We start from the raw sequence: 24,499 nt of genomic DNA, 5'->3' as shown, positions 1-24,499 counted from the left end.
AATGGATCACGAGCAAGGTCGCCGGAGCTTAGGCGGCACCACACCAGAGCAAGGACGGTATGCAGATGAGCACCGCTGATAATTGTCCATCCGCTGATAGCTGTTCGACTCAGCCGGAAGCCAACGCTTCCATCGGCCGCATGAATCGCCCCGAAGAGCTGAATCGCAACATGGATGTCAGCACCTTTGTCGACTCTAATGGCGGTCTGATTGACCGTGCCATCTACAACGAACCGGCGATCTACGCCCAGGAACAGCGGCGCATCTTCGCTCGCAGCTGGCTCTTCTTGGCTCACACCAGCCAATTCAAGAAACCAGGCGACTTCTTCACTACCTTCATGGGTGAAGACCCCATCATCGTCACGATGGACAAGACCAAGAAGATCCGTGCCTACCTGAACTCCTGCCGGCACCGTGGCGTGCGTTTGTGCCGTGCCGATGCCGGCGCCACCAAGATGTTCACCTGCTCCTACCACGGCTGGTCTTTCGACCTGGCAGGTGCATTGAAGACCGTGCCGAACGAGAAGGCCTACCCGGAAGACTTCGACAAGAACAAGTGGAGCCTCATCGAGGTTCCCAACGTCCAGGAATACAAGGGCCTGATCTTCGGCAACTGGGATCATGAAGCCGAGCCCCTCGAAGAAGCCTTGGGCGACATGCGCTACTACATGGACGCCATGCTGGACCGCGACCCCGAAGGCACCGAGGTCATGGGCGGTGTCATGAAGTGGGAACTGGACGGCAACTGGAAACTTGCCGCCGAACAGTTCGCCACCGACTGGTACCACGTGAACATGTCCCACGCGTCAGCTCTAATGGTCCTTTCGCCAACCGGCAAGGGACCGAAGCCGGAGATCGCCGCGACCCCGGGCCGCCAGTTCGTCAGCGAAAACGGCCACGGAGCCGGCTTCCCGACCCACCCGAAGTCCCGCTTCGATGCGCGTCCGGTGCATGAGTACTACGACTACGAGATGCTGCGCGAACGCCTTGGCGATGCAGCTGTCGAGGGACCGATGACCACAGGGCATGCCACGGTCTTCCCGAATTTCTCCTACCTGCCGGTCAATGGCTCGATCCGCGTTTGGCACCCGAAGGGCCCGAACAAGATCGAGGTCTGGGCCTGGGTTCTCGTCGACAAATCGATGCCGGACGATGTGAAAGACGCCCAGCGCCTGTACAACCTGCGCACCTTCGGCCCCTCGGGCATCTTCGAAGCCGATGACGGGGAGAACTGGTCCGAAATCCAGGCCATCTCAGGTGGCTTCGTCACCAACCGCGTCCCGCTCAACTTCCAAATGGGCATCGGTTCGGAACGCGAGGACGGCGTCTACCCCGGCAAGACCAGCGAACTGTATTCAGATGCGGCAGGCCGCGCTTTCTACAAGCACTGGGCCAAGATCATGAACACCCCGGCATGGCACGAAAGGAACAAATAACCATGAGCACTCCGTTGAGCATCGGCACCGTTGACGACATCGAAGAAGGCGAAGCCAAGGTCATTCCGGGCGACGAGAACGGCACCGGAAACGATATCGCGATTTTCCACGCCGAGGATGGAAACTTCTACGCGCTGGACGACACCTGCACCCACGAGGATGCATCGTTGGCTGACGGCTGGATCGAAGGCACCGAGGTCGAATGCCCGGTGCACTCGGCGAAGTTCTGCCTCAAGGCGGGTACCGCACTGTGCATGCCTGCAACCATCGCAGCCCGAACCCACAAGGTCGAGGTCAATGGCGAGGAATTGCTGCTGCACCCGAACGTGGACGCAATCGCCTAAATAGGCACGCGAAGAACGACTAACGAACAGGAAGATCATGGCACTGGAATCAGTGATCATTGCAGGCGGAGGCATGGCGGGATTCACCGCTGCCCGCCAGCTGCGCGAAAAGGGCTTCACCGGAAAGCTGGTAATCGTAGACCCGGAGGGGCTGCCTTATGACCGCCCGCCGTTGAGCAAGGACTACTTGCTGGCCAAGCGCGATGCAACGCAGATCCTGCTCAGTGCCGCTGAGTGGTTCACTGAGAACAACGTCGAAGTCATCACCGCAAAGGTTGTCGAACTGGATGTCGATGCGCCTTCGGTGGTGCTTTCCGACGGCCAGAAGCTGAACGCGGACAAGGTTGTCTTGGCAACCGGAGGCACCGCCCGCCGACTGCCAATTCCTGGTGGACAGCTGCCCACGGTACTGGAACTGCGCACCATGGAGGATGCAGACCACCTGCGTTCGGTCCTGGGCGAAGGCGTACGCTTGGCGATCGTCGGGGCCGGGCTGATCGGCGCGGAGGTTGCTTCTTCGGCGCTGCAACTTGGCGCAGATGTGACCCTGATTGATCCGGTGGACCCACCGCTGGTCCCAGCTGTGGGCGAGGTGCTGGCTACCCGATTGCATCGGATGCACGGAGAAAACGGGGTAGAAGTCGTCACCGGCGTCCCGACCGAAATCACCGTCAATGAAGCTGGCGTGCACACCATCGAGCTCCAGGACAGTGGCAAAGTTGAAGCCGACGTGGTGCTGGTGGGCATCGGCATCGTTGCAGACACCGCACTGGCTTCGGCCAGCGGCCTGGACACCGACAACGGCATCCTGGTGGACGAATCCCAGCGCACCAGCCACCCGAATGTCTATGCCATCGGAGATACCGCGCGTACCCGCTTGCCAGATGGCACCTTGCTGCGCCGCGCAGAGCACTGGGAACACGCCATGAACACCGGTGCCACCGTTGCCGCCGCCCTGCTGGGGCAAGACCTGCCATCGCATGGTGCGTCCTGGTTCTGGTCGGACCGCCACGGTGTGCACGTTGAAGGCGTGGGGTCCATGCTCGGCGATGGCACCCTGGTGACCCGTGAACTTGACGGCATACCAGTTGCCGCATTCCGCATCGATGATCAGGGCTTGCTCGCCGGTTGCGCGGCTATTGACGGCGGCCTGATGGTGCGCGCTGCCCGGCGGATCATCGACAAGCAGAAGCCAGTGAACGCAGAGCAGCTGGCCGATCCATCCATTGATCTGAAGAAGCTGGCCCGCTAGGACTTGCTGGAAGGAATTTGAGGGAAAACCATGACTGAAAATGCAATTGCAGGCAGCCAGAGCCCAGAATTCGAGCGTGCTGGCGAGCTGGTTGACTCGGAACTGCACTATCGCATCTCCCAGTTCTACTTCCGTGAAGCAGAACTGCTGGATGACGGCCGTTTTGCCGACTGGTTGGAAATCTTCGAAGAAGACTTGTTCTACTTCGCCCCATTGCGCACCAACAGACTGCGCCGCCAAGCCGCGCTGGCTATCGGACGCGAAGGCGAAGCCGCCTATTTCGACGAAACCAAGGAATCGCTGGCATGGCGCATCCGACGCTACGACTCCGGCATGGCCTGGGCCGAGGATCCTCCATCGCGCACCCGCCACCTGATTTCCAATGTCACCGCGCTTTGGGTCAGCGAGAACGAATTGTCGGTGCGTTGCGCGTTCTTGGTGTACCGCAACCGCCTGCAGACCGAAACCGACATCTACTGCGGCGGCCGCACCGACATCATTCGATTGCGTGAAGATGGAAGCTTCGGCGTGGCACGCCGCGAGCTGCTCTTCGACCAGAACGTTCTGCAGGCGAAGAACCTGAGTACCTTCTTCTAAACCCTAGCCTCGGAGGTGCGGCCCACCTGGAAACAGCCGTCCGCGCTTCTGCAAAATCTCCAGGAGTACAACTCGTGAGCACTAAAGAGAACGCAGCCGGTTGGCTATCGGGTGACGTCGCATTGATTACCGGAGGCGGGTCTGGCATTGGACGCGCAGTAGCGGATCGTTTCCTTGCCGAAGGCGCCAAGGTCGCTATCCTCGGTCGAAACCAGGAGAAGCTCGAAAAAGTCGTGGCCGAATCTGTGGCCCCGGAAAACATGCTGGCGATCTCGGCTGATGTGCGGGATTCCGGCGCCCTGCACGCAGCCGTGGGACAGACTGTTGAGCACTTCGGCAAATTGAGCGTCCTGGTCCCGAACGCCGGCATCTGGGATTACAACCGCTCGGTGACCCGCTTGGACGGACAACAGCTCTCGGATTCCTTCGACGAGCTGTTCTCCATCAATGTCAAGGGCTATCTGCTGACCGCTGAAGCCGCCTGGCGCCATCTGGTGGCCAGCGGCGGTTCCATCGTCATGACGCTATCCAATGCCTCCTTCTACACCGCAGGTGGCGGGCCGGTCTACACGGCCAGCAAGTTTGCTGCTCGTGGACTGGTGAATCAGCTGGCCTATGAGCTCGCACCAAAGGTGCGGGTCAATGGCGTAGCTGTCGGTGGCATGGATACCGACTTACGGGGCCCGGAATCCATTGGACTTGCAGAACGGTCGATCAGCGATTCCTTCGCCAAGTCGCCTCTCACCGGCAATAATCCGTTGATTCCGCTGCATGACGCCTCGACCGATCCAGTTGATTTCACTGGCTCCTACGTATTGCTGGCGTCCAAGAAGAATTCAAGCAATATTACTGGACAGATCATCCAAGCCGATGGGGGCATTGGCGTCCGTGGTTTCGGTGACCGCGCAGCAGGAGGAGACAAGCTGTGAAAGACATCAACATCAATGCAGCCAGCGGGGTAGTGCGGCAGGAGAAATTCTTCCCGGACCACGAAGCACTGGTCTACGGAGATCGAGCCTGGACCTACGCGGATCTGGTCGAAGACGTCCGCACGTATGCAAAGGCACTGGTAGCCAACGGCGTAAAGGAAAATGACCGGGTTGCTTATCTGGGACTGAACAGTGCGAACTTCTTGATTATCACTCTTGCGGCGTGGTGGGTTGGTGCCGTCTACGAGCCTTTGAACTTCCGCTTGGCACCGTTGGAAGTCGAAGATCTCGTGAAGCGGTCGCGCCCTAAGGTGCTCATCGTCGAGAACGGGCATCAGGAGGTCATTGAAATGATCCCGAGCCTGGATGTGCTGCGTGAAAGCACCGCGCTGATCATGGTCGATAATGACCAGCTGGCACCCATCCAGCGCGAGGTGCCAGAGTACTTCCAAATGCTCAGCGCATTCCTCGCTGACGGCAGCAATGTCGAGCTGGCCGATCCGGTAGAACGCCACGAATCCGATCTGGGGATCCTGATGTTCACCTCCGGGACTACCGGGGTGCCCAAGGGCGTGCAGCTATCCCACGGCAATATCTGGTGGAACTCGGTAAACGTTGATTCGCTGGTCGACACCCGCCGCGGCGACAGCAACCTGGCGGTTGCCCCCTTGTTCCACATCGGCGGGCTGAACGCCTTGACCATTCGCAGCATCGTGCGCGGCGGCCGCACCATTATCCGCCGCACCTTTGATCCTCGCCAAACCTTGCGTGACATTGAAGAATACAAGATCAATCAAAGCTTCTTGGTGCCCGCAATGCTTGGTGCCATGCAGCAGACCGACGAGTTCGAGAAGCACGATATCTCCAGCTTGCGCGCGCTGATCTGCGCGGGCGCACCGGTTCCACCGGTGCTGCTGGAACAGTACAAGACCAAGGGGGTCAATGTTCAGCAGGCCTGGGGGCTGACCGAGACTGCTCCGTTCGCGACATACCTGCCAGCAGAATTCACCCACCTTAAACCAGGTTCTTGCGGCATTCCGATGCCGTACACCGAGGTGCGCATCGTGGATCCGGCAACCCTGCAGGACGTGGAAACTCCTGGCGAGACAGGTGAAATGTGGGCCAAAGGACCGAACATCACCGGGGGCTACTGGGAAAACGAAGATGCAACCGAGGCCGCTTTCTGCGATGGTTGGTTCCGTTCCGGCGATATCGGATACCGTGATGAAGATGGCTATCTGTTCGTTGTCGACCGCTTGAAGGACATGATTATTTCCGGCGGTGAGAACATCTATCCGGCCGAGGTAGAGCGCGCACTGGCTGGGTTCCCGGGGCTGACCGATGTGGCAATTGTCGGGCGGCCGGATGAGCAATGGGGCGAGAAAGTGATTGCAGTGATCAGCTGCAAGCCTGGAGAGAACCCGACCGTTGAAGAGATCCGCGAATATGCTACGGCACATGTGGCTCGCTACAAGCTTCCCAAGGAGATCGTGGTGCTGGAAGCAGTACCGCGTAATGGCGCCGGCAAGCTCGATAAAGTCACGATCCGTTCCATTGCATCGATGAGGTGAGCAATAAGTGAGTCACGAAGAAAATGAAGTGGACCTGATCAAATGGCCTGACCCATTGCCGGAAACATGGCGATTCGCCGAGGTGCCTGCTGCTGAGGGCTTCGACCTGGGCTTTGAAATATTCGAATCCGATCAGGCCAGGGGACGTTGCGATGTGGTGCTATCACTGAAGAGCGAACTGAAAGATGCCTACCCGGTCTCGGCGCATGACCGAGTTCTCTACCCGTCACCCGACGCGGTAGCTGGCAGCGTTCAACTGGTGTCCGAGGAGATCATGCGCCGGGACAAAGCCTGCCGGCGGTTGGTGATTGCCACTCCTGAAGCCGATGTAGAACAAATTGGCCGCGCAGAAAGCGCTGGCTACCGCTACGTTGTTGACGTGGATCTGCATGATCGGGCAGTAAGCCTCATGACTGCCGAACCCTCATGGGTTTTGGAAGAATCTCGTCGCATCGACGAAGTGCCTACACGCTAAGTCCCATCAGGATGCTGATAAGGCCGTTGCCCCAATGCATGGGACAACGGCCTTATCAGCATCAGCGCAGTAGGCTAGGTCCGCTGCGCAGCAGCGGTAACGGCCGCAGCAGCACGCGAGGCCTCGTACGAGACACGGCGCAAGATCGAGGTCTGGCTTTCCGGGCGGAAACGACCAGCAGGACCGGAAATCGACAGCGCCGCAACCGCGTGGCCGGTACCGTCGAATATTGGTGCGGCGACGCAATTCAGTCCAATAAGGATTTCTTCGCGATCAAATCCCACGTTGTTCTTGCGGATCGCCTTGAGCTCTGCCGACAGCCGGTAGGACTCGGAGATGGTGTGTTCGGTCCAGGCATACATTTCCTTGGACAATACGACTTCGGCGGCATCAGGATTATAGGCCAAGAGCACCTTGCCCACCGCGGTGCAGTATGAAGGCAAACGTCCGCCGATGCGCGAGGGGCTGCGAACAGCTAATTGTCCATAGAGCTTGTTCAGATATACGACATCGGTTCCCTGAAGCACTGCCAGGTGCACGGTTTGCCGGGTCGTCTCGTACAAGTTCACCATGTAGGGGGTCAAGGCATCGCGCAGTCGTGCGTGGAGATCCGATTCTTGCGTAGTGCCCAGATTCTGGATCATCTTGCCCAGACGGTAGGCATTTCCCGCACGGTCTACGGCGCCGTTGGACTGCAAAGATGCCAGCAGCCGGAAGGCCGTGGACTTGGAAAGTTCGGCACGCCGGGCGAGCTCGCTGACACCCACTCCGGTGGTTGCTTCTTCTCCGAATGCACGCAGCAACGCCATGGCCTTGTCGACCGCGGTGCGGTTGTCCCTTGGTGAGGCTGAAGGTGGCATCTCATGGCTCCGATCGAAGAAGACTCCTTGGGTCGGAACCTGTCCGCCAAAGATTAATGGATACCAATTAATGGTGGAGACCGGGAGCGGCAATGTCAAAGATTCATGACAAAGCGTCACTTATAAGAGACAATGCTGACATGGATCACAATGGAACCATCGCCAATAATATTCGCCGCTTCCGTCGTGAGCGCGGGCTTTCCCTGGGAGAGCTCTCCCGCCGGACTGGTACCTCAAAGCAGACGCTGTCTCGTATCGAATCCGGCGAAGGCAACCCGACCATCGGGACCTTGGAGACCATTTGCGAAGGCTTGGGAATTAGCATGCCGGCGTTGCTCAGTACCTACGGCAGCAACATCCAGCTGCAACGAGCCAGTGAAGGGACGTTTCACGAACATCCGGTAGGCTCGGTGCGCGACCTGGATCGAATCTATGGAACAGGATTCGCCGAGACCAGCATCATCCGGGTGCAGGTCCGAGAAGAAGCAGAATTCCGCCCCCATTCTCGGGGCACCTTGCATCAGGTTTACGTTATTTCTGGACAAGTCTGCATCACCGGCGAATTCGACAGGGTTGAGCTATCGCCAGGCGACAGCTTCCGCTTCCCTGGAGATATAAAGCATGGCTACCGTGCACTGTCTCATGAAGCAGTACTGCACGTCACCACTACCATTCCGCAAGTCGCCCAGTTCAAGCCGCTGGATTAGGCACGTTCCTCTTTGGTGGCGTATTGGCCCGGAAGATCGATGACGGCCAAGGTGCAACGTGAAATGCATACGAGCTTGCCGGACTCGTTGCGGATATGAATCTGCCAGACGTGGGACCGGCGGCCCAACTGGATTGGGGTTGCTTCGCCGTACACAAATTGCCCGGCTATTCCCGGTCGCAAATGGTTGGCGTTGATCTCCTGGCCGACCACATGGAAACGCGAACTGTCTACGACTAGGTACCCGGCCCACGAAGCCAGAGTCTCGGCGAATGCCACCGATGCGCCGCCATGGAGCACGCCCGCAGGTTGCACCGTGCGCTCATCCACGGGCATCTTGCCCTGCAGGGCGGTGTCGGTGAAGCCGGTGACTTCGATTCCCAAGTTCTGATTCAGCGTGGCTTCAGCCTTGAGATTCAATGTTTCGACCGATGGGGTTGAAAACCAGATTGCTGCGGTTTGCTCTGGCATGGATGCTCCTGATCAATTCTGATGACAATGAATTCCATGCCTGACCCTACGACTGGAAGAACTGGTCACCAACAGGCCATTCCGTCCTACGGCACAGTCAATGGACAACACCAGCCAGCTCTCGAAGACTGGGGTGAACAGAGCTTACGTGAACTCATAGCTCGCCCTAGAGAATTCCCAGGAGTGTATTTCATGCGCGCAGCCGTAGCCGTTTCGCAGGACGCCAGCAACCCGTTGGCTGGACTCGTTCTCCAACAGGTACCGGATCCAGTTGCGAAACCGGGATGGGTGAAGGTGCGCGTCAAGGCTTCATCAGTAAACATGCATGATGTGTGGACCCTGCGCGGTGTCGGACATGACCCGAAGAATATCCCCATTATCTTAGGATGCGACGTAGCCGGGGTAACCGAAGACGGACGTGAAGTCATCATCCACCCGGTCATTGCCGATGCGAATGCTGGAGAAGGCGATGAAACTCTGGACCCTAACCGTGCACTGCTCTCTGAACAGCATGACGGCGGATTCGCCCAGTACATCGTCGTTCCCGAGCGTTGTGTACTCGACAAGCCTGCATCGTTGAGCTTTGAAGAGGCCGCCTGCCTGCCCGTGGCATGGTCTACGGCCTATCGGATGCTATTTACCCAGGGCCAGCTGCGCGCAGGGCAGAAGGTGCTGGTACAAGGAGCCGGCGGGGGAGTTGCGAGTGCAGCCATCACCCTGGCCAACGCAGCTGGCGCAACTGTCTACGCTACGAGCCGTTCCGCAGAGAACCGGGCACTGGCGCTTGAACTGGGCGCTGCCGAGGCGTTTAGCACCGGTGACCGATTGCCGGAACGAGTTGATTTGGTGATCGAAACGGTTGGAGAAGCTACCTGGGCGCACTCGCTGCGCTGCCTGAAACCGGGCGGAGCCATAGTCATAGCAGGTGCCACCAGCGGTACCAGCCCAGAGGCTGATCTTGGGCGCATCTTCTACCACCAGCTTCGAGTAATCGGATCCACGGGGTCGACCCGTGAGGAGACGGCTGCCATGGTGGACTTTGTCGAAAGGCATCAGCTGCGTCCTGTGATCGATCGCGTACACACGCTCGACGAAATCCATCTGGGGTTCCAAGCCATGATTGACGGCGGCCTATCGGGCAAGGTCGTCATCGCGATTCCGTAGCCGGCTGTTGCTTCAGCCGGCGCTCGCCGGAGGTTAACGCATTATCCGCGCGTGCCGGGCATCTAGAATAAAACCATGACTGAACTGCGCGATCGCGACCCCGGGGAACTGGTACAGCCCATCATCCTGCGAATCGACAAGGAGGATCCGTCGAGCGAGGATGAGGGCCTCTCGGCGGTGGCCCGCGCAGCCGTGATTGCCTACCTGCAAGATCCGCAGAACCCGGATTGGCAGCAGTGGGCTTCACAGGCATTCGCCAAGTCGGTGCGCCGGGCCAATCCCAAGATGTTCGCCAAGGTGCTGGAGATGTTCCCCGCGCAAATGGTCAGCGAAGTGGGCAAGGCGCAAGCTGTCGGCCTGCCCCCATTGCCGGCCGCCGACTTGCCGAAGCTGATCGCCAAGCTCCAGGTCTCCGGCACGCAGCTGCCCAAAGCCGATGAAGTCCTGGACGCGAAGATCAACATCGTGCTGAACAAGTCCTTGGACATGTCCACAGGCAAGGCAGCCGCGCAGGCAGCGCACGCGCTGTTCGCATGGCTCGCCGAGGCCCCTGCCGAATCTGTCGAAGCGTGGCTGCAATCCCATGCACCGGTAGGCATCAGGCACTTGCCGCGCAAGGACTTCGAGCAATTGTCTCGGCAGGCTGCCGGGCCGGTCATCCAGGACGCCGGACGAACCGAAATCGAGCCGGGATCCGTCACGGCTTTCGTCATGTCCAAGGCGAGCTAGCTTCTTCAGATCACGGCAGGGCGAAATCGCCATTGCTGTGTCATTATTTTCTTGGCGATCGCAAAATCGCCGCCCGCAGCGGAATGCCTTGCACTTCTGTTGACCGCAGGAATCGGCAGTTTGCCCTTGCTCGAAAGCACCCACATTGAAATATACGAATCGCGTCCTGGGCCTGCTGCTGGCCCTGCTCCTGGCCTTGGGCACCGCACCTGGCGCCAGCGCATCAATGCAGGCTCCAGCCGGTGTCGCCCAGCTTGCTGCGGCTCCTGCGGCAGTCGCCAAGCAGACCACCGCCAACTTGAATCTGCGCAAATCGCCATCGGTCCACTCCGCGTCGCTGCTGGTCATTCCCAAGGGCGCCAAGGTTCTCGTCTCCGGGGGTTCTTCCGGCTGGGTGCAAGCAACCTACAAGAAGAAGTCCGGCTGGGTCTCGGCCAAGTACCTGACCTCGCCCGCAGCGCCGGCCAAGCCCAAGAGCTCAGCCACCCGCTATCTGCTTTCCTTCCAGCCGGTCCGCAAGAAGGCAACGTCCGTCTCTCCGGCCCTGGCCGGAGCCATGCGCAAAGCCAAGGTGCAGCGTCTGGGCGCAACTGGCTCCTGGAGCCGGATCAAGATCGGCAACGTCACCGGTTTCGTGCCAACAAGCCAGCTGTCCAGCTCACTGCCGGCACCCGTGCACCGGTATTCGAAAAGCGCCCAGGTCCTGCGGAAGTCCACCTCGGCCAAAGCCGCACGCGTGGCAAGTGTTCCGGCGGGAGCCAAAGTCGAGTGGCTGCGCACCTCAGGCTCGTGGAGCTATGTAGTTACCGCCGGGAAACGCGGATGGCTCCCTGCCAAGCAACTGTCTACCCAGCCTGTAGCAACCCAAAAGACGATAGGGAACCGTTGGCTGCTCAGCAGCAGCGTCCTGCGCCGATCGAATCACAGCTCCTCGGCTTCCCTCGGACGCCTCGCGCCGGGCGAAAAAGTCGGCTTGTACACAACCAGAGGTTCCTGGTCCCAGATCAAGTCCACCCGTGGCATCGGCTGGGTGCCAACCGCCATCCTGTCCAGCACCGCCTATAAGCCTGCCCACCCAGCACCACGCTGGATTCTGTCCAGCACCGCCGTGCGCGCCAGCGCTTCGGGAACGTCCAGGTCCTTGGGAACGGTATCCGCCGGATCCACGCTCACCCTGCACGGAACATCGAACGGCTGGGCTAGGGTGAAAACCTCCAAGACGACTGGGTGGGTTCCATCCAGCGCATTGGTGGCCAAGGCCTACACGCCGCTGAAGGCTGCCAAGCGCTGGACAACTGCCAATGTGCACCTTCGCTCCGGGTACTCCACCGGCTATAAATCGCTGGCGGTTATCTCCAAGGGGCAGCAGGTCAGCATCCTGGGTACGGCCAACGGTTGGGCACGCGTATCCACAACGAAGGGCACCGGATGGATCAGCAAGGGCTATCTGGCTACCAGCAAGCCCCAGGCGCCGCGACCGGCACCGGCCCCGACCACCGAATACCGCTGGACCACGGCCAACGTCAATCTGCGGGCCGGCTCGGGAGTCAGCCACCGGAGCAAAGCCGTGCTGCCAGCCGGGCAGAAGATCACCTTCATGCGCAGCGATGCCGGCTGGGCCGAAGTTTCCGCGCCTCAAGGACGCGGTTGGGTCAGAGAAACCTACCTCTCCAAGAGCCAGCCGGGCGTCTTGCAGCCTGATGCGCAACGGGTCATTGCCGCGCTGAAGGGGAGAACCGGCGATACCGTCAGCGCCATCCACACCATTCGAAGCGGTTCGTCCGGGCACAGCTCCGGAAAGGCCGTGGACCTGATGATCCGCGATTACAAGAACCGGGCGCGCGTCGCCCAAGGCGATAAATTGGCTCAGTTCCTGCTGGATAACCGCATCCAGCTGGGGATCTATTACCTGATCTGGCAGGACCGGATCTGGCTTCCCACCACTGGCTGGACCCCGTATTCCGATTCCGGGAAGTACGGAAACCAGTTCACCGGCAACTGGAATGACACCACCCGGCACATGGATCACATCCATGTTGAGGTCTACGGCAATGCGGCCACGAAGGGGCCGCTGGACTACCGCGCGCTGAGTGCCCGATAAACGTCTTCTGTCCGGTGTTTCAGACGGAGAACCGCATAAGGCATGGCGCGCTCGGGGTGCATCTGGTCAGCTGGAAGCATGGAGAAATTCGAGCCGCAGCTGGCGGTTGACCGGGCACCTGCTATCTGGATTGGACGCAATGACGGCACCGGCGAGCAGCATTTGAGATGGCACCAGCAGGTGAACCGCCAGCCTGCTGGCACCCCCAATGGGCGGCGGCCTGCTGCGTTGCTCGGTTTCGCATCTGATGCGGGCGTGCTGCGCAACGAGGGCCGGGTTGGTGCCGCCCAGGGGCCGCAGGCGCTGCGCGCCGCCCTGGGCTCGCTGGCCATTCACGAGCCGCGCCCGCTGGTGGATGCTGGCGATATCGAGGTGCTTGGCGACGAGCTCGAATCGGGGCAGGAGCGACTGGCGCAGTCGGTGAGCGCATTGCTCGCTGGAGAAATGCTGCCAGTGGTGCTCGGCGGCGGCCACGAAACGGCCTATGGTTCATTCACCGGTCTGTTCAAGCACTTCAGGGACGAGCCGGAAACCCGGCTGGGCATATTGAACCTGGACGCGCATTTCGATTTGCGCAGCGCACCGCGCCGGACCAGCGGCACGCCGTTCTTGGACATCGCCCGGGATCTGCAGGCCGAAGGGCGCGATTTCAACTACGCGGTAGTGGGAATCAGCAAGCCGAACAACACACCGGTGCTCTTCGAACGGGCTCGCAGCTTGGGCGTGCGCTACCTGCTTGACGAGCAGTGCACGGCAGGTCAATTACCTGCCGTCCTGGGATTCGTCGAGGACTTCCTGGCGGGCATCGACAAGCTGTATCTGACCATCGATCTCGATGTGCTGCCTGCGTCGGTGGCTCCGGGGGTCAGTGCCCCTGCCGGTTTCGGGGTGCCCCTGGAAGTGATCCACGGGCTTTGCGCAACGCTGGCGGGCAGCGGCAAATTGGCATTGATTGACGTGGTGGAGCTGAACCCGGGATTGGATATTGACGGGCGTACCGCACGCACTGCCGCCCGTCTTGTCAATACCCTGCTGGGGGTCTGAGACAGCACCCACAGCGAAATCTGCCGACGCGAATTTGCAATGTTCGACCCATCAAACATTATGATCGAGGGGGGCGAACTAATCGCCAGTGCGAGAATCGGAATGGTGTGCAATGGTGCAAACGGCGAAACGTCGATCAGGCGCGGGGCAACGTGTGGGGCTGCTGGCCGCCGTCCTGGCCTGCCTGCTCGCCCTCGCTGGTTGCGCGTCCAAGCCCAGCACTGAGCCCGCAGCCAGGCCGGACGACCGACCGGTGGTGCTGACAACCTTCACGGTCTTGCAGGACATCGCCCAGAACGTCGCGGGCGAGCATTTGCGCGTTGAATCAATTACCCGACTTGGCGCAGAGATCCACGGATACGAGCCGACACCGGATGACTTGCGCCGCGCCTCCCATGCAGACCTCATCCTCGATAACGGCTTGAACCTCGAAGCCTGGTTCCAGCAATTCGTCGAAGACAATGACGCCCCGCACGTAACCGCCAGCCGGGGGATTGAGCCGATCGATATCGTCCAGGAAGAAGGGGCCGGAAAGCCCAACCCGCATGCCTGGATGAGCCCGCTGAACGTCAAGATCTATGTAGAGCGCATCGCTGAGGCCTTCAGCGAACTGGATCCGGCCAATGCGTCCAGCTATCGGGAGAACGCCAGGGCCTACCAGGCCAAGCTTCAAGATGTGCATGACGAGCTCGAGGCGGCGCTGGAGGAAATCCCCCAACGCCAGCGTGTGCTGGTGACCTGCGAGGGAGCCTTCAGCTACCTGGCGCGCGATGCCAACATGGCCGAAAAGTACCTGTGGGCGGTCAACGCGGAATCACAGGCCACGCCGCGCAAGGTCGCCGCGGCCATCGACTATGTCAGGGACAACGATGTTCCCGCGGTCTTCTGCGAATCCACGGTCTCCGATGCGGCCATGCAACGAGTCGTGGAATCCACCGATGCCGTCTACGGCGGAACTCTCTATGTTGACTCGCTCTCCGAACCTGGCGGTCCGGTGCCCAGCTACCTGGACCTGATCACGCATGACACCAGAACCATTGCCCGTGCTTTGAAAGGCGAAACACCATGAATGCGAAGCAAAGCACCGCCCTGGCCATCGACGTAACGGGCGCGACCGTCCACTACGGCCCTGTGCTGGCCCTGGACCACGCCTCATTGCAGCTGGGCCGCGGACGGGTCTGCGGACTGGTCGGGATGAACGGCTCGGGCAAGTCGACACTGTTCAAGACCATCATGGGGCAGATCAAGCCAGACACCGGCAGCGTGCGCATCAACGGCACCGACCCGCTGCAGGCACGGAAAAGCGGCCAGTTGGCCTATGTGCCGCAGAGCGAGGCCGTGGATTGGAGCTTCCCGATCTCGGTGCGCGAGGTCGTGATGACCGGACGCTACGGGCAGATGGGATGGACCCGGCGAGCCAAGAAGAAGGACCACGCCGCCGTGGACGAGGCCCTCGAACGGGTGGAGCTGGCCAACTTCGCCGATCGGCAGATCGGCCAGCTCTCCGGAGGCCAGAAGAAACGCGCATTCGTGGCCCGATGCATCGCCCAGGGCGCCAGCATCATGCTGCTCGATGAGCCTTTTGCCGGCGTGGACAAGCGCAGCGAAGCGACCATCACCAAGCTCTTGCGAGAGGTAGCCGATGACGGCGGCAGCGTGCTGATCTCCACCCATGACCTGCATGCGCTGCCGGAACTGGCCGATGAAGCGGTGCTGCTGATGCGCAAGGTCCTGATGCACGGAGATCCGGACGTGGTGCTGCAAGCGGAGAACCTGGCCCTGGCCTTTGGCCTGGATCCCATGAAACGAGGCGGGAAATGAACCTCATTGAATTGCTGGCCGAGCCCTTGGGCTACACCTTCATGGTGCGCGCCCTGCTGGTGACCATCATCGCCGCTGCCCTGTGCGCGGTGCTGTCCTGCTGGCTGGTGCTCATCGGCTGGTCGCTGATGGGCGACGCGGTCTCGCATGCCGTCTTGCCCGGGGTAGTGCTGGCCTACATCGCCGGCGCTCCCTTTGCCCTGGGCGCCCTGGTCTTCGGATTCCTCGCGGTGGCATTGATCGGGGGAGTGCGCGACACGACGAAGCTGAAGGAAGATGCGACCATCGGCATCGTCTTCACCACGCTCTTCTCCATCGGGCTGGTGCTGATCTCGGTCACCCCGAGCCATGTGGATCTGAACCACATCATCTTCGGCAATTTGCTGGGTGTCTCGGCCAGCGACCTGTGGCAGGTAGTGCTGCTTGGCGCAATCACCTTCGCCATCCTGGTGCTCAAGCGCAAGGACTTCACGCTCTATGCCTTCGACCAGACGCACGCGCATGCCTTGGGAATGAGCCCGCGGCTGATCGGTGCCGTGCTCTTGGGGCTGTTGGCCATGACCTCAGTGGTGGCGCTGCAGGCTGTCGGCGTCATCCTGGTCGTCGCCATGCTGATCATTCCCGGCGCCACAGCCTACCTGCTGACCGACCGCTTCGGGAAGATGCTGGTGATCGCACCGGTCCTGGCAACCTGCGCCGGAATCCTGGGCGTCTACGTGAGCTATTACCTCGATGCATCAACCGGTGGAATGGTGGTGCTGGCCCAGGCAATGATCTTCGCAATCGCCTATCTTTTCAGCCCGAAGCAGGGACTCATCGCCACCCGCCTGGCCCGCAAGGGGCGGCGCAAAGCGCTGGCCGCCCGAGTGTAGGCGAACTGCAGAAGGCCCCACGGGCGGGAAAGGATCCGCCCGTGGGGCCGCACTGGCTGGTGGATCAGCAGACTAGACGAGAACCTGAAATCGGTCGCTAGACTCGCCAGCGCAGCTTGCCGATGGCATCGGTTTTGCAGGTGTAGTACTTGCCGGCCTTGGACTTGCCGCGCTTACCCTGATCCGCCTTCTTGCAGTAGGCGCCCGGATGCACGGTGCCCTTGACCACCGAAGGCGCCTTCTTCACGTCCTTCTTCGGCGAAGCCTTGGGCTTGGAACCGGCTGGCTTGATCGGGGTGACCTTTGCGGCCTTCTGGTTGCGGCACGTCTTCAGCACCTTGGCCATCGCATTCTTTTCCGCCTTGGTCACCGACAGCGCGTACTTCTTCTTGACGCTGATCTGGGTTGCCACGTACTGGCACCGGAAGGACTTGTTCTTCGGGAGCCACTCGGCGGTGTTCTTGTCGCCCTTCTGGCGATTGGCTGAGGCGCTGGACGCCATCAAGTTCAGCGGGTCATTGGCCAGGGCCTGGCGCTGGGCCTGCGACAGTTTCTGGCCGCCGGAAATCCACGCGTTCTTCAGGGAAACCACATGGTCGATGTCGACGCTGCCTGACTTGACCTTCCAATTGATCTTCTTGCCGGTGTAGCTGTCATGCAACGTGCCCGAAGCTACGGTGCACTTCTTGCGGCCCTTGAACTTCACCTTGGACATGTCCCGGGACAAGGTGTCCTGGCGCTCGTCGCACTTGTCCTTGTCGAAGTCCTTCCAGCCATTGCCGAATTTCTTGTTCCGGTTGTATCCGGTGGCTGCTGCCTTGCCCTTCACTGGCAAGGTCGCCAGCATTGCGGTGGCTTTGGGACCATTGAGCTTCGCCCCGGGCTTGACCTTCTTGCTGCTGGTGGCAACCCGTTCCACCTGCAACGGCTGGTCTGTTGCCAACAGGTTGTCGGCCTGTGCGAGCTGATTGATCTGAAGTGCAGAAGGATCTGCCGGTGCGCTGCATCCAGCAAGCACCAATATTGCAGCGCAGAGCGCAGCGAAAAGTTTTTTAGGCAAGGCGGAGTCTTTCAAATGAAACGCGAAGTGATGGATGGCCAAGGATGCCGCAATGCACCCCCATGTAAAACTTGTACATTGTAGTATCCCGGGCTAGTCAACACTGTAATCCATGAAACGGACGAATTATCTGTTGGCGTTGAAAGGTGACGATGCCGCCAGTTCAATGAGCCGAGGGCGTGGAGCGGAAAGGCTATTCGGAGGAACGCGAGACCCACACCGCGGCGGCCGCACGCGATCCCAAGCGCAAGGTTTCCCCAGTCGCGCAGACCTGGACATTCACCGTCTCGGAGAACTGCTCGCCGGGCGTTACCTGCAGCTGCGCGCCGACAACGATCCGGTGATCGGAGAAATGCTGCAGCAGCTGCGAATCATCATCGGCAATGCGCTCGACCTCCACCCGGGCGTCATCGACGGCTTCGCCCAAGTTGAAAGCCTGGGGAATGGAAATGCGGCCTTCGGCGGTCGGGATGGGGTCGCCATGCGGATCGCGGGTGGGATGCTCCAGCAGGCTGTCGATGCGTTCGATCATGAAGTCGGATACGGCATGTTCCAGGCTCTCGGCCTCGTCGTGCACCTGGTCCCAGCGGTAGCCAAGCATTTGCACCAGGAATGTTTCGATCAGGCGGTGGCGGCGGACCATGGTCAGCGCATACTCGCGTCCCAGCTTGGTGAGCGTCACGGCTCCATAGGGCGCATGGTCGAGCAGGCCCTGCTGGCGCAATTTGCTCAAGGCGCCGGACACCGTGGAGAGCTTCATTCCCGATTTGCTGGCAATGATGCTCGCGGTGACCGGATCACTGGACCACTCGGTGAGGCCGAAAATGATCTTGAGGTAATTCTGCGCGCTATCTGAAAGCTGGTTGACCGACACAAGAACCATCTTAGCGACCGCTGCGCCTGCTGACTCGACGTGACTTTGGTTATGGGACGTTTGGCCTTGAACTCCCGAGGCAACTTAAAGCAACTAGTCACCAGCCCGAAAAAATATAGTCGCTGGGTAGGGATTATTGATAGGCAAGCGCAGTGTATTGACTTAATTTTCTTTGTGCGGAAAACTGTGTAATCGATTCCATGGAATCGATTACACAATAAGCAAAGGGGCTTATCGCCATGAACGCTGTCACCATCAAAGATGTGGCGCTTGCAGCCGGAGTTTCCTCCGCTACTGCCTCGCGCGTTCTCTCAGGCCACCCCGCCACTTCGGCCGCTTCCCGGGAAAAGGTGGCAGCCGTCGCCAAGGAACTGGGATTCGTTCCCAACGCCCAGGCCCGCTCCCTGCGCTCCACCAAAACCGACACCATCGCGCTGCTGATCTCCGATGTGCGCAACCCCTACTTCTCCGATCTTGCCCATGCTGTCGAGCAGCAGGCGCACGCCGCGGGAATGATGACCTTCATCGGCAACGCCAACGAAGACACCGAGCAGCAGGACCAATTTCTCGCAGCGATGCTCTCGCGCCGCGTCGACGGGCTGATTGTCGTGCCCCAGGGCCTCGACGAAGACGCCGACCGGCCCAGCCCGATGATGCAGCGCATCATCGCCTCGGGAACCCCGCTGGTCTTCGTGGACCGGACCCTTCCAGAGCAGCGCATCCCCTCGATCACCGCCTCCAGCACCGGCGCCCTGGAAGAAGCCATCGCGCAGCTCAAGCTCCTGGGCCACACCAGCATCGCCTTCCTCGGCGGCCCGGACCACGCCTCCACCGCCCGCGAACGCCACAGTGCCTTCGATTCGGCGATGGCGGCCAACGGCCTGAGCATCAATCCCGCCCTGCATTTTGCCGGCGACTTCCGTGCCGCTTCCGGTGCGGACGGCGCCCGCTGGCTGCTGGAGCATGAACTGCAGCCCACCGCGGTGGTTATCGCTGATGCGCCGATGGCCATTGGCGCGCTGACCGTGTGGCGCGAAGCCGGCATCCGGATCGGAAAGCAGCTCTCGGTGATCTCCTTCGATGAGGTGGATGCGATGCTCATGCACGATCCGCCGATTGCCACGATCAGCCACGACCTGACCAGCATGGGCCGCGCCGCGGTCACTGCGCTGCAGGAAGTGATGGCCGGCAAGAGCCCGGAGCCGCAAGAATTCATCAGCCGATTCACCGCGCGTGAGTCGCTGGCCCCAACGCAAGCAGCCACCGGCGCATAGGTGAGGATGGAAGGAACGAGAATGGGTAATGACGCTCTGCTGGTCCTGGACAAGGTCTGCAAGTCCTTCGGCCCGGTACAGGTGATCGACGAGGTCACCGTCGAGGTGCACGCGGGCAAGGTCTCCGTGCTGCTCGGCGAGAACGGCGCAGGCAAATCCACGCTGATCAAGATGATCGCCGGCGTGCACGAGCCGGATGCCGGCCGGATCCTGATGGACGGCAAGGCCGTGAAGATCCCCAACACCAAGGCCTCCGAAGCCCTGGGCATCGCTACCATCCACCAGGAACTGAACCTGGTGCCGTCGATGACCATTGCCGAGAACATCACCCTGGGCCGCGTGCCGCGCAAGTTCGGCATCATCAACCGCCGCGACATGCGCCAGATCGCCCGCGACGCGATGGACAAGCTTGGGCTGAAGCTGGATGTGGATACGCCGGTGGGCGAGCTGGGCCTGGCCCAGCAGCAGCTGGTGGAAATCGCCAAGGCCCTGAGCCTGGACGCCCGCGTGCTGATCCTCGACGAGCCCACCGCGGCCTTGACCAAATCTGAAATTGCGCACCTGTTCTCGGTGGTCAACACGTTGAAGGCGCAGGGAGTCGGCATGGTGTTCATCAGCCACCACCTCGATGAGATCGCCGAAATCGGCGACTTCGTGAACGTTTTGCGCGATGGCAAGTTCATCGCCACCGTCCCGGCCGACACGGAGGAGAACGAACTGGTCAGGCTCATGGTCGGCCGCGACATCGACGCCCAGTTCCCGCGCGTGGCCACCGAGCCGGGAGAGCAGCCGCTGCTGAGCGTGAAGAACCTGTCCGACGGCATGCTCAAGGACATCTCGCTGGAGGTCCGCCCCGGCGAAGTAGTGGCCCTGGCCGGCCTGATGGGTGCCGGGCGCACCGAGCTGATCCGCGCGATCGCCGGAGCGGACAAGTACTCCAGCGGCAGCGTGGCGGTGAACGGCAAGAAGCTGGCCAGCTTCGACGTCGCGGCAGCCACCCGCGCCGGCATCGGCCATGTGCCTGAGGACCGCAAGACCCAGGGCCTGGTGCTGGATGCCTCGGTGGCCGAGAACATCGGCTACGCCACGATGGCTTCCACCGCCAAGAGCGGCCTGGTCGACCGCAAGGGCCAGAAAGCCCGCGCGCAGCAGGTCGCCGAACGCCTGCGCATCCGCATGGGCAGCATCGATGCGCCCATCCGCTCGCTCTCGGGCGGCAACCAGCAGAAGGCGGTCTTCGGCCGCTGGTTCACCGCAGGAGCCAAGGTGCTGCTGCTCGACGAGCCGACCCGCGGCGTGGACGTGGGCGCGAAGGTCGAAATCTATGAACTGATCAATGAGATCACCGCCTCCGGAGGCTGCGTCTTGATGGCCTCCAGCGAACTGCCCGAAGTGCTGGGCATGTCCGACCGCGTCCTGGTCATGAGCCAGGGACGCATCGCCGGGGAACTGGCTACCGAAGAAGCCACCCAGGACGCCATCATGTCCCTGGCCGTCAGCAATGTGCACCGCGAAGAAGAAATGGGAACCAAGTAATGAGCAGCGTAGCTACAGCCCCGAAGAAGGGGTTCGACTTCAAGGCATTCCTTGCCAATAACGGAGCCTTGGTGGGCCTGGTCATCCTGTGCCTGGCCCTGTTCATCGCCACCCCGCGCTTCTTGACCGGGCCGAACCTGCTGAACATCGGCATCCAGGTCTCCACCATCGCGGTGATGGCCTTCGGCATGACCTTCGTGATCGTCGCTGCCGGCATCGACCTGTCCGTCGGCTCTGTGGCCGCGCTCTCGGCGATGGGCTCCTCCTACGCGATCACCACCGCCGGGCTGCCCGACGGGCTGTCCATCCCGATCGGCCTGGCCGTGGGCGCGCTGTGCGGCTGGGTCACCGGCGCGATGAGCGCCTACGGCAAGCTGCCCACCTTCATCGCCTCGCTGGCGATGCTCACCGTGGTGCGCGGGCTGACCCTGGTGATCTCCGACGGCCGTCCGATCTCCACCAGCTCCTCGGTATCCTGGTTGGGCGATGACCTCGGCCCGATCCCGATGCCGATCGTGATCCTCGTGGTCTCCGGCCTGCTGGCAGCCTTCGTGCTCAACCGCACTGTCATCGGCAAGAACGCCTTCGCAGTCGGCGGCAACACCGAAGCCGCGCGGCTCTCCGGCATCCCGGTCAAGCGCGTGCTGGTCACCGTATTCGTGATTTCCGGCGTGTTCGCCGCGCTGTCGGGCATGATCCTGGCTGGACGCCTGGACTCGGCCCAGCCGACCCTGGCCTCCGGCTACGAGCTGGATGCCATCGCCGCAGTGGTGATTGGCGGCGCCTCGCTCTCCGGCGGCGTCGGCCGCATCTCCGGCACGCTGATCGGTGCGCTGGTGCTGGCAGTGATCCGCAACGGCCTGAACCTGCTCTCGGTCTCCGCGTTCTGGCAGCAGGTAGTCATCGGCGCCGTGATCGCGATCGCCGTCGGCTTCGACGTGCTGCGCCGCAAGAACGTCAAGCACTAGATTTTCCACCCCGAACCCAATAATCCAACAGCAGTTCAAAGGAGAACCCCCATGAAGAACATCGTGCGCAAGACCGCAGCCGTCACCGTCGGCCTGGCCCTGGTGCTGGGCACCGCCGCCTGCAACCGCGGCGCCGAAGCCGAAGCCGGCTCGGCCACCTTGGCAGTGTCCACCCTGAACAACCCGTTCTTCGTCGACCTGCGCGATGGCGCCGAAGCCGAGGCCGAAGCCCAGGGCATCGACCTGTCGGTGGTCGACGCGCAGAACGACTCCGCAACCCAGGCCAACCAGCTGGCCACCGCCGCAACCAACGGTTCCGCCGGCCTGATCATCAACGCCGTGGACACCGAAACCGCCGAAGCCGGTCTGGCCCCGGTTGTCGAGGCCGGCCTGCCAATCGTTGCCGTGGACCGCGCCGTAGGCGACACCAAGATCGCTTCCTTCGTGGCGTCGGACAACGTGGCCGGCGGCGAGCAGGCAGCCAAGGCGCTGGCCGAGTCGCTGGACGGCAAGGGCAAGATCATCGTGCTCGAAGGCGTTCCCGGCGCTTCGGCAACCAACGAGCGCGGCGAAGGGTTCGACAAGGGCCTGGCCGAGTACAAGGACATCGAGGTCGTCTCCTCGCAGACCGCCAACTTCGACCGTGCCGAGGCATTGGACGTGGTCACCAACCTGATGCAGGCCAACCCGGATGCCACCGGCATCCTGGCGATGAACGACGAAATGGCTTTGGGCGCCATCCAGGCGCTGGGCGACAAGGCCGGCAAGGACGTCAAGGTGGTCGGCTTCGACGGCACCGAAGATGGCTTCAAGGCCGTCGAGGACGGCACCCTGGTTGCCACCATCGCGCAGAACCCTGCCGAGCTGGGCAAGCAGTCGGTGCAGATCCTGGCCAAGGCCATCAAGGGCGAGGAAGTCGAAGCCAACGTGCAGGTTGCCGTTGACACCGTCGACGAGAAGAACATCGCCGAGTACGCAGGCGAGTAACCTGCTTTCATAGCAGGAATCAAGCAGGACACCGGCACCCATCGGCCGCCGGGCAACGAGAACCAGGGGAATAACCATGCAGCAGCACATCCAGGTCACTATTGTGGGCTCAAGCAACGTGGACATCACCGCGTTGATGGCCCGCCTGCCCGGACCGGGAGAAACCGTGCTGGCAGATTCCTACCAGCTCTCGCCCGGCGGCAAGGGTGCCAACCAGGCGCTGGCCGCGGCCCTGGCCGGCGCCACCACCGAATTCATCGGCGCGGTCGGCAACGACTCGCACGCCGAAATCGCGCTGGGACAGCTTGAGGAAGCCGGCGTGAAGCTGGATCGCGTCACCCGCGCCAGCGAGCCGACCGGCGTCGCCATCATCCAGGTGGACTCCGCTGCGGAGAACTCCATCGCCGTGGTCTCCGGAGCCAACTCGACGGTCAGCGGTGAGGCAGTGCAGGCCGCCGGGAGCATCGAGGGCATCCTGGTGCTGCAGGGGGAAATCCCTGCCTCGGGCATCAAGGCAGCCATGGATGCCGCCACCGACCGCATCGTGCTCAACCTGGCGCCGGTGATCGAATTGGACCGCGAGTACCTGCTCAAGGCCAACCCGCTGGTGGTCAACGAGCATGAGGCAGAGGCCGTGCTGCAGCAGCTGAACCCGAACCGGAAGATGAAGTTCGAAAACCATTATGAGCGCCTCGCCGGGATGCTGGTGGACGAAGGCATCGACAGCGTGGTGATCACCCTCGGCGCCAACGGCTGCCTGGTCGCCGACCGCGCCCCCTTGGAAAACGGCGGAGCGCAGGTTCGCGCGCTGCCCGCGGTAAAGGTCAAAGCCGTGGACACCACCGGTGCCGGCGACGCGTTCACCGGTGCGCTGGCCGCCCGCCTGGCCAATGGGGACGACTTGGCGCAGGCAGCGGAATTCGCCGGCAAGTTCGCGGCCCTGACGGTGCAGGCCCACGGAGCCCAGGCTTCCTACCCGCGTTCCCTGCAGAACCTCTAAGCCCCCTTATTCGAGCAAGACCTTAAGGAAGCCTCTGTGCTGAAATCCGAAATTCTCAACGCTCCGCTGCTGGCCGCCTTGGCCACCTGCGGGCACACTGACACCGTGGTGATCGCTGACTGCGGACTGCCGCTTCCGCACGGCCCGCAGGTCATCGACCTGGCCCTGGTCCAGGGGGTGCTCAGCTTCGAGCAGGTGCTCGACGTCCTGTCCCGCAACCTGGTGATCGAGAACAGCACCTTGGCATCTGAAGCAGAGAATGGCCCCGTGCAGGAACTGTGCCGCACCAAGGGCCTGGATCCCCAGTTCATCTCCCATGAAGAGCTCAAGGCACAGCTGCCCCAGGCCAAGGTCATCGTGCGCACCGGCGAGGCGACCCCGTACGCCAACGTGATCCTGCACTGCGGTGTAGCTTTCTGACCAGCCAG

At 61.6% G+C, this 24,499-nt stretch carries 25 protein-coding genes; 21 read left to right on the top strand and 4 right to left on the bottom strand.

Annotated elements, in window-relative coordinates; all coding sequences use genetic code 11:
- Nucleotides 1-65 precede the first annotated feature (65 nt).
- The 7 genes from ATK23_RS10525 to ATK23_RS10495 all read left to right on the top strand — a co-directional run bounded on the left by ATK23_RS10525 (nucleotide 66) and on the right by ATK23_RS10495 (nucleotide 6,604).
- Nucleotides 66-1,436 carry an aromatic ring-hydroxylating oxygenase subunit alpha gene (locus tag ATK23_RS10525; RefSeq protein WP_066142515.1) on the top strand — a complete coding sequence of 457 codons (1,371 nt, stop codon included), beginning with the start codon at nucleotides 66-68 and terminating at the stop codon, nucleotides 1,434-1,436.
- A 2-nt stretch (nucleotides 1,437-1,438) separates the two neighbouring features.
- Nucleotides 1,439-1,780 (top strand): bifunctional 3-phenylpropionate/cinnamic acid dioxygenase ferredoxin subunit, encoded by a 342-nt coding sequence (locus tag ATK23_RS10520; protein ID WP_038990885.1) that lies wholly within the window; start codon nucleotides 1,439-1,441, stop codon nucleotides 1,778-1,780.
- A 37-nt stretch (nucleotides 1,781-1,817) separates the two neighbouring features.
- Nucleotides 1,818-3,032, top strand: a complete 1,215-nt coding sequence (locus ATK23_RS10515; protein WP_066141606.1) for an NAD(P)/FAD-dependent oxidoreductase — start codon at nucleotides 1,818-1,820, stop codon at nucleotides 3,030-3,032.
- A gap of 30 nt (nucleotides 3,033-3,062) precedes the next feature.
- The gene (locus ATK23_RS10510; RefSeq protein ID WP_066141603.1) at nucleotides 3,063-3,629 is read left to right on the top strand and encodes an aromatic-ring-hydroxylating dioxygenase subunit beta; all 567 of its coding nucleotides are present in this window, start codon (nucleotides 3,063-3,065) and stop codon (nucleotides 3,627-3,629) included.
- Nucleotides 3,630-3,703: 74 nt separating this feature from the next.
- A complete protein-coding gene (gene hcaB, locus ATK23_RS10505; RefSeq protein WP_066141601.1) occupies nucleotides 3,704-4,558 on the top strand; it encodes a 3-(cis-5,6-dihydroxycyclohexa-1,3-dien-1-yl)propanoate dehydrogenase in 855 nt (284 codons plus the stop codon).
- Complete coding sequence (locus ATK23_RS10500; RefSeq protein WP_066141597.1) at nucleotides 4,555-6,129, top strand: acyl-CoA synthetase; 1,575 nt, start codon at nucleotides 4,555-4,557, stop codon at nucleotides 6,127-6,129. Before hcaB ends, ATK23_RS10500 begins: the two co-directional genes overlap by 4 nt.
- A gap of 7 nt (nucleotides 6,130-6,136) precedes the next feature.
- Nucleotides 6,137-6,604 (top strand): hypothetical protein, encoded by a 468-nt coding sequence (locus ATK23_RS10495; RefSeq protein WP_157066386.1) that lies wholly within the window; start codon nucleotides 6,137-6,139, stop codon nucleotides 6,602-6,604.
- Between the two features lie 74 nt (nucleotides 6,605-6,678).
- Here the strand turns inward: ATK23_RS10495 and ATK23_RS10490 are convergent, their stop codons facing one another.
- Nucleotides 6,679-7,464: an IclR family transcriptional regulator gene (locus ATK23_RS10490; RefSeq protein ID WP_066141592.1), complete on the bottom strand. Its 786-nt coding sequence runs from the start codon at nucleotides 7,462-7,464 to the stop codon at nucleotides 6,679-6,681.
- A gap of 140 nt (nucleotides 7,465-7,604) precedes the next feature.
- On the opposite strand from ATK23_RS10490, the gene ATK23_RS10485 reads away from it, so the two are divergent.
- The gene (locus tag ATK23_RS10485) at nucleotides 7,605-8,171 is read left to right on the top strand and encodes a type II toxin-antitoxin system RelB family anti-toxin (RefSeq protein ID WP_066141586.1); all 567 of its coding nucleotides are present in this window, start codon (nucleotides 7,605-7,607) and stop codon (nucleotides 8,169-8,171) included.
- Here the strand turns inward: ATK23_RS10485 and ATK23_RS10480 are convergent.
- Nucleotides 8,168-8,641, bottom strand: a complete 474-nt coding sequence (locus tag ATK23_RS10480) for a PaaI family thioesterase (RefSeq protein WP_066141584.1) — start codon at nucleotides 8,639-8,641, stop codon at nucleotides 8,168-8,170. The genes ATK23_RS10485 and ATK23_RS10480 overlap by 4 nt on opposite strands.
- 192 nt (nucleotides 8,642-8,833) lie before the next feature.
- Here ATK23_RS10480 and ATK23_RS10475 point away from each other — a divergent pair, with 192 nt between their 5' ends.
- The 7 genes from ATK23_RS10475 to ATK23_RS10445 all read left to right on the top strand — a co-directional run bounded on the left by ATK23_RS10475 (nucleotide 8,834) and on the right by ATK23_RS10445 (nucleotide 16,372).
- Complete coding sequence (locus ATK23_RS10475) at nucleotides 8,834-9,805, top strand: zinc-binding dehydrogenase (RefSeq protein WP_066141581.1); 972 nt, start codon at nucleotides 8,834-8,836, stop codon at nucleotides 9,803-9,805.
- Between the two features lie 75 nt (nucleotides 9,806-9,880).
- Complete coding sequence (locus ATK23_RS10470) at nucleotides 9,881-10,534, top strand: peptidyl-tRNA hydrolase (RefSeq protein WP_066141578.1); 654 nt, start codon at nucleotides 9,881-9,883, stop codon at nucleotides 10,532-10,534.
- A gap of 145 nt (nucleotides 10,535-10,679) precedes the next feature.
- Nucleotides 10,680-12,635 (top strand): SH3 domain-containing protein, encoded by a 1,956-nt coding sequence (locus tag ATK23_RS10465; RefSeq protein WP_066141576.1) that lies wholly within the window; start codon nucleotides 10,680-10,682, stop codon nucleotides 12,633-12,635.
- 78 nt (nucleotides 12,636-12,713) lie between these two features.
- Nucleotides 12,714-13,679 (top strand): formimidoylglutamase, encoded by a 966-nt coding sequence (gene hutG / locus ATK23_RS10460; protein WP_066141573.1) that lies wholly within the window; start codon nucleotides 12,714-12,716, stop codon nucleotides 13,677-13,679.
- A 112-nt stretch (nucleotides 13,680-13,791) separates the two neighbouring features.
- On the top strand, nucleotides 13,792-14,748 hold the full coding sequence (locus ATK23_RS10455; protein WP_066141571.1) for a metal ABC transporter substrate-binding protein: 957 nt from the start codon (nucleotides 13,792-13,794) through the stop codon (nucleotides 14,746-14,748).
- Nucleotides 14,745-15,500, top strand: coding sequence for a metal ABC transporter ATP-binding protein (locus tag ATK23_RS10450; protein ID WP_066141569.1), 756 nt, complete (start codon nucleotides 14,745-14,747; stop codon nucleotides 15,498-15,500). The genes ATK23_RS10455 and ATK23_RS10450 overlap by 4 nt, the downstream gene beginning before the upstream one ends.
- Complete coding sequence (locus ATK23_RS10445; protein ID WP_066141566.1) at nucleotides 15,497-16,372, top strand: metal ABC transporter permease; 876 nt, start codon at nucleotides 15,497-15,499, stop codon at nucleotides 16,370-16,372. The genes ATK23_RS10450 and ATK23_RS10445 overlap by 4 nt, the downstream gene beginning before the upstream one ends.
- A 97-nt stretch (nucleotides 16,373-16,469) precedes the next feature.
- Here the strand turns inward: ATK23_RS10445 and ATK23_RS10440 are convergent, their stop codons facing one another.
- Together ATK23_RS10440 and ATK23_RS10435 are read right to left on the bottom strand one after the other, a co-directional pair.
- Nucleotides 16,470-17,432 (bottom strand): HNH endonuclease family protein, encoded by a 963-nt coding sequence (locus ATK23_RS10440; protein WP_066141564.1) that lies wholly within the window; start codon nucleotides 17,430-17,432, stop codon nucleotides 16,470-16,472.
- A 193-nt stretch (nucleotides 17,433-17,625) separates the two neighbouring features.
- Nucleotides 17,626-18,306 carry a metal-dependent transcriptional regulator gene (locus ATK23_RS10435; RefSeq protein WP_038990933.1) on the bottom strand — a complete coding sequence of 227 codons (681 nt, stop codon included), beginning with the start codon at nucleotides 18,304-18,306 and terminating at the stop codon, nucleotides 17,626-17,628.
- 239 nt (nucleotides 18,307-18,545) lie between these two features.
- On the opposite strand from ATK23_RS10435, the gene ATK23_RS10430 reads away from it, so the two are divergent.
- The 6 genes from ATK23_RS10430 (at nucleotide 18,546) to rbsD (ending at nucleotide 24,491) form a co-directional block, all read left to right on the top strand.
- Nucleotides 18,546-19,580 carry a LacI family DNA-binding transcriptional regulator gene (locus ATK23_RS10430; protein ID WP_066141561.1) on the top strand — a complete coding sequence of 345 codons (1,035 nt, stop codon included), beginning with the start codon at nucleotides 18,546-18,548 and terminating at the stop codon, nucleotides 19,578-19,580.
- A gap of 21 nt (nucleotides 19,581-19,601) precedes the next feature.
- Complete coding sequence (locus tag ATK23_RS10425; protein WP_083515584.1) at nucleotides 19,602-21,116, top strand: sugar ABC transporter ATP-binding protein; 1,515 nt, start codon at nucleotides 19,602-19,604, stop codon at nucleotides 21,114-21,116.
- Nucleotides 21,116-22,084, top strand: a complete 969-nt coding sequence (locus ATK23_RS10420; RefSeq protein WP_038990903.1) for an ABC transporter permease — start codon at nucleotides 21,116-21,118, stop codon at nucleotides 22,082-22,084. Before ATK23_RS10425 ends, ATK23_RS10420 begins: the two co-directional genes overlap by 1 nt.
- Nucleotides 22,085-22,135: 51 nt before the next feature.
- Nucleotides 22,136-23,071 carry a substrate-binding domain-containing protein gene (locus ATK23_RS10415; RefSeq protein ID WP_066141556.1) on the top strand — a complete coding sequence of 312 codons (936 nt, stop codon included), beginning with the start codon at nucleotides 22,136-22,138 and terminating at the stop codon, nucleotides 23,069-23,071.
- 76 nt (nucleotides 23,072-23,147) lie between these two features.
- Entirely contained in the window at nucleotides 23,148-24,071 is a 924-nt protein-coding gene (locus ATK23_RS10410) for a ribokinase (protein ID WP_066141552.1), read from the top strand.
- Between the two features lie 36 nt (nucleotides 24,072-24,107).
- A complete protein-coding gene (gene rbsD / locus ATK23_RS10405) occupies nucleotides 24,108-24,491 on the top strand; it encodes a D-ribose pyranase (protein ID WP_038990905.1) in 384 nt (127 codons plus the stop codon).
- The last annotated feature ends 8 nt before the right edge of the window (nucleotides 24,492-24,499 follow it).

The sequence above is a fragment of the Glutamicibacter nicotianae genome, assembly GCF_002797775.1.
GTDB classification, from domain to species: Bacteria; Actinomycetota; Actinomycetes; order Actinomycetales; family Micrococcaceae; genus Glutamicibacter; species Glutamicibacter nicotianae.
Note: the sequence above shows the minus strand (reverse complement) of the source record. Positions and strands in the feature narration are given on the sequence as shown.

Coding starts and splice junctions, on each gene's coding strand:
- ATK23_RS10525 (WP_066142515.1), top strand. CDS start 66: ATGAGCACCGCTGATAATTGTCCATCCGCTGATAGCTGTTCGACTCAG.
- ATK23_RS10520 (WP_038990885.1), top strand. CDS start 1,439: ATGAGCACTCCGTTGAGCATCGGCACCGTTGACGACATCGAAGAAGGC.
- ATK23_RS10515 (WP_066141606.1), top strand. CDS start 1,818: ATGGCACTGGAATCAGTGATCATTGCAGGCGGAGGCATGGCGGGATTC.
- ATK23_RS10510 (WP_066141603.1), top strand. CDS start 3,063: ATGACTGAAAATGCAATTGCAGGCAGCCAGAGCCCAGAATTCGAGCGT.
- ATK23_RS10490 (WP_066141592.1), bottom strand. CDS start 7,464: ATGCCACCTTCAGCCTCACCAAGGGACAACCGCACCGCGGTCGACAAG.
- ATK23_RS10485 (WP_066141586.1), top strand. CDS start 7,605: ATGGATCACAATGGAACCATCGCCAATAATATTCGCCGCTTCCGTCGT.
- ATK23_RS10480 (WP_066141584.1), bottom strand. CDS start 8,641: ATGCCAGAGCAAACCGCAGCAATCTGGTTTTCAACCCCATCGGTCGAA.
- ATK23_RS10475 (WP_066141581.1), top strand. CDS start 8,834: ATGCGCGCAGCCGTAGCCGTTTCGCAGGACGCCAGCAACCCGTTGGCT.
- ATK23_RS10470 (WP_066141578.1), top strand. CDS start 9,881: ATGACTGAACTGCGCGATCGCGACCCCGGGGAACTGGTACAGCCCATC.
- hutG (WP_066141573.1), top strand. CDS start 12,714: ATGGAGAAATTCGAGCCGCAGCTGGCGGTTGACCGGGCACCTGCTATC.
- ATK23_RS10455 (WP_066141571.1), top strand. CDS start 13,792: ATGGTGCAAACGGCGAAACGTCGATCAGGCGCGGGGCAACGTGTGGGG.
- ATK23_RS10450 (WP_066141569.1), top strand. CDS start 14,745: ATGAATGCGAAGCAAAGCACCGCCCTGGCCATCGACGTAACGGGCGCG.
- ATK23_RS10445 (WP_066141566.1), top strand. CDS start 15,497: ATGAACCTCATTGAATTGCTGGCCGAGCCCTTGGGCTACACCTTCATG.
- ATK23_RS10430 (WP_066141561.1), top strand. CDS start 18,546: ATGAACGCTGTCACCATCAAAGATGTGGCGCTTGCAGCCGGAGTTTCC.
- ATK23_RS10425 (WP_083515584.1), top strand. CDS start 19,602: ATGGGTAATGACGCTCTGCTGGTCCTGGACAAGGTCTGCAAGTCCTTC.
- ATK23_RS10420 (WP_038990903.1), top strand. CDS start 21,116: ATGAGCAGCGTAGCTACAGCCCCGAAGAAGGGGTTCGACTTCAAGGCA.
- ATK23_RS10415 (WP_066141556.1), top strand. CDS start 22,136: ATGAAGAACATCGTGCGCAAGACCGCAGCCGTCACCGTCGGCCTGGCC.
- ATK23_RS10410 (WP_066141552.1), top strand. CDS start 23,148: ATGCAGCAGCACATCCAGGTCACTATTGTGGGCTCAAGCAACGTGGAC.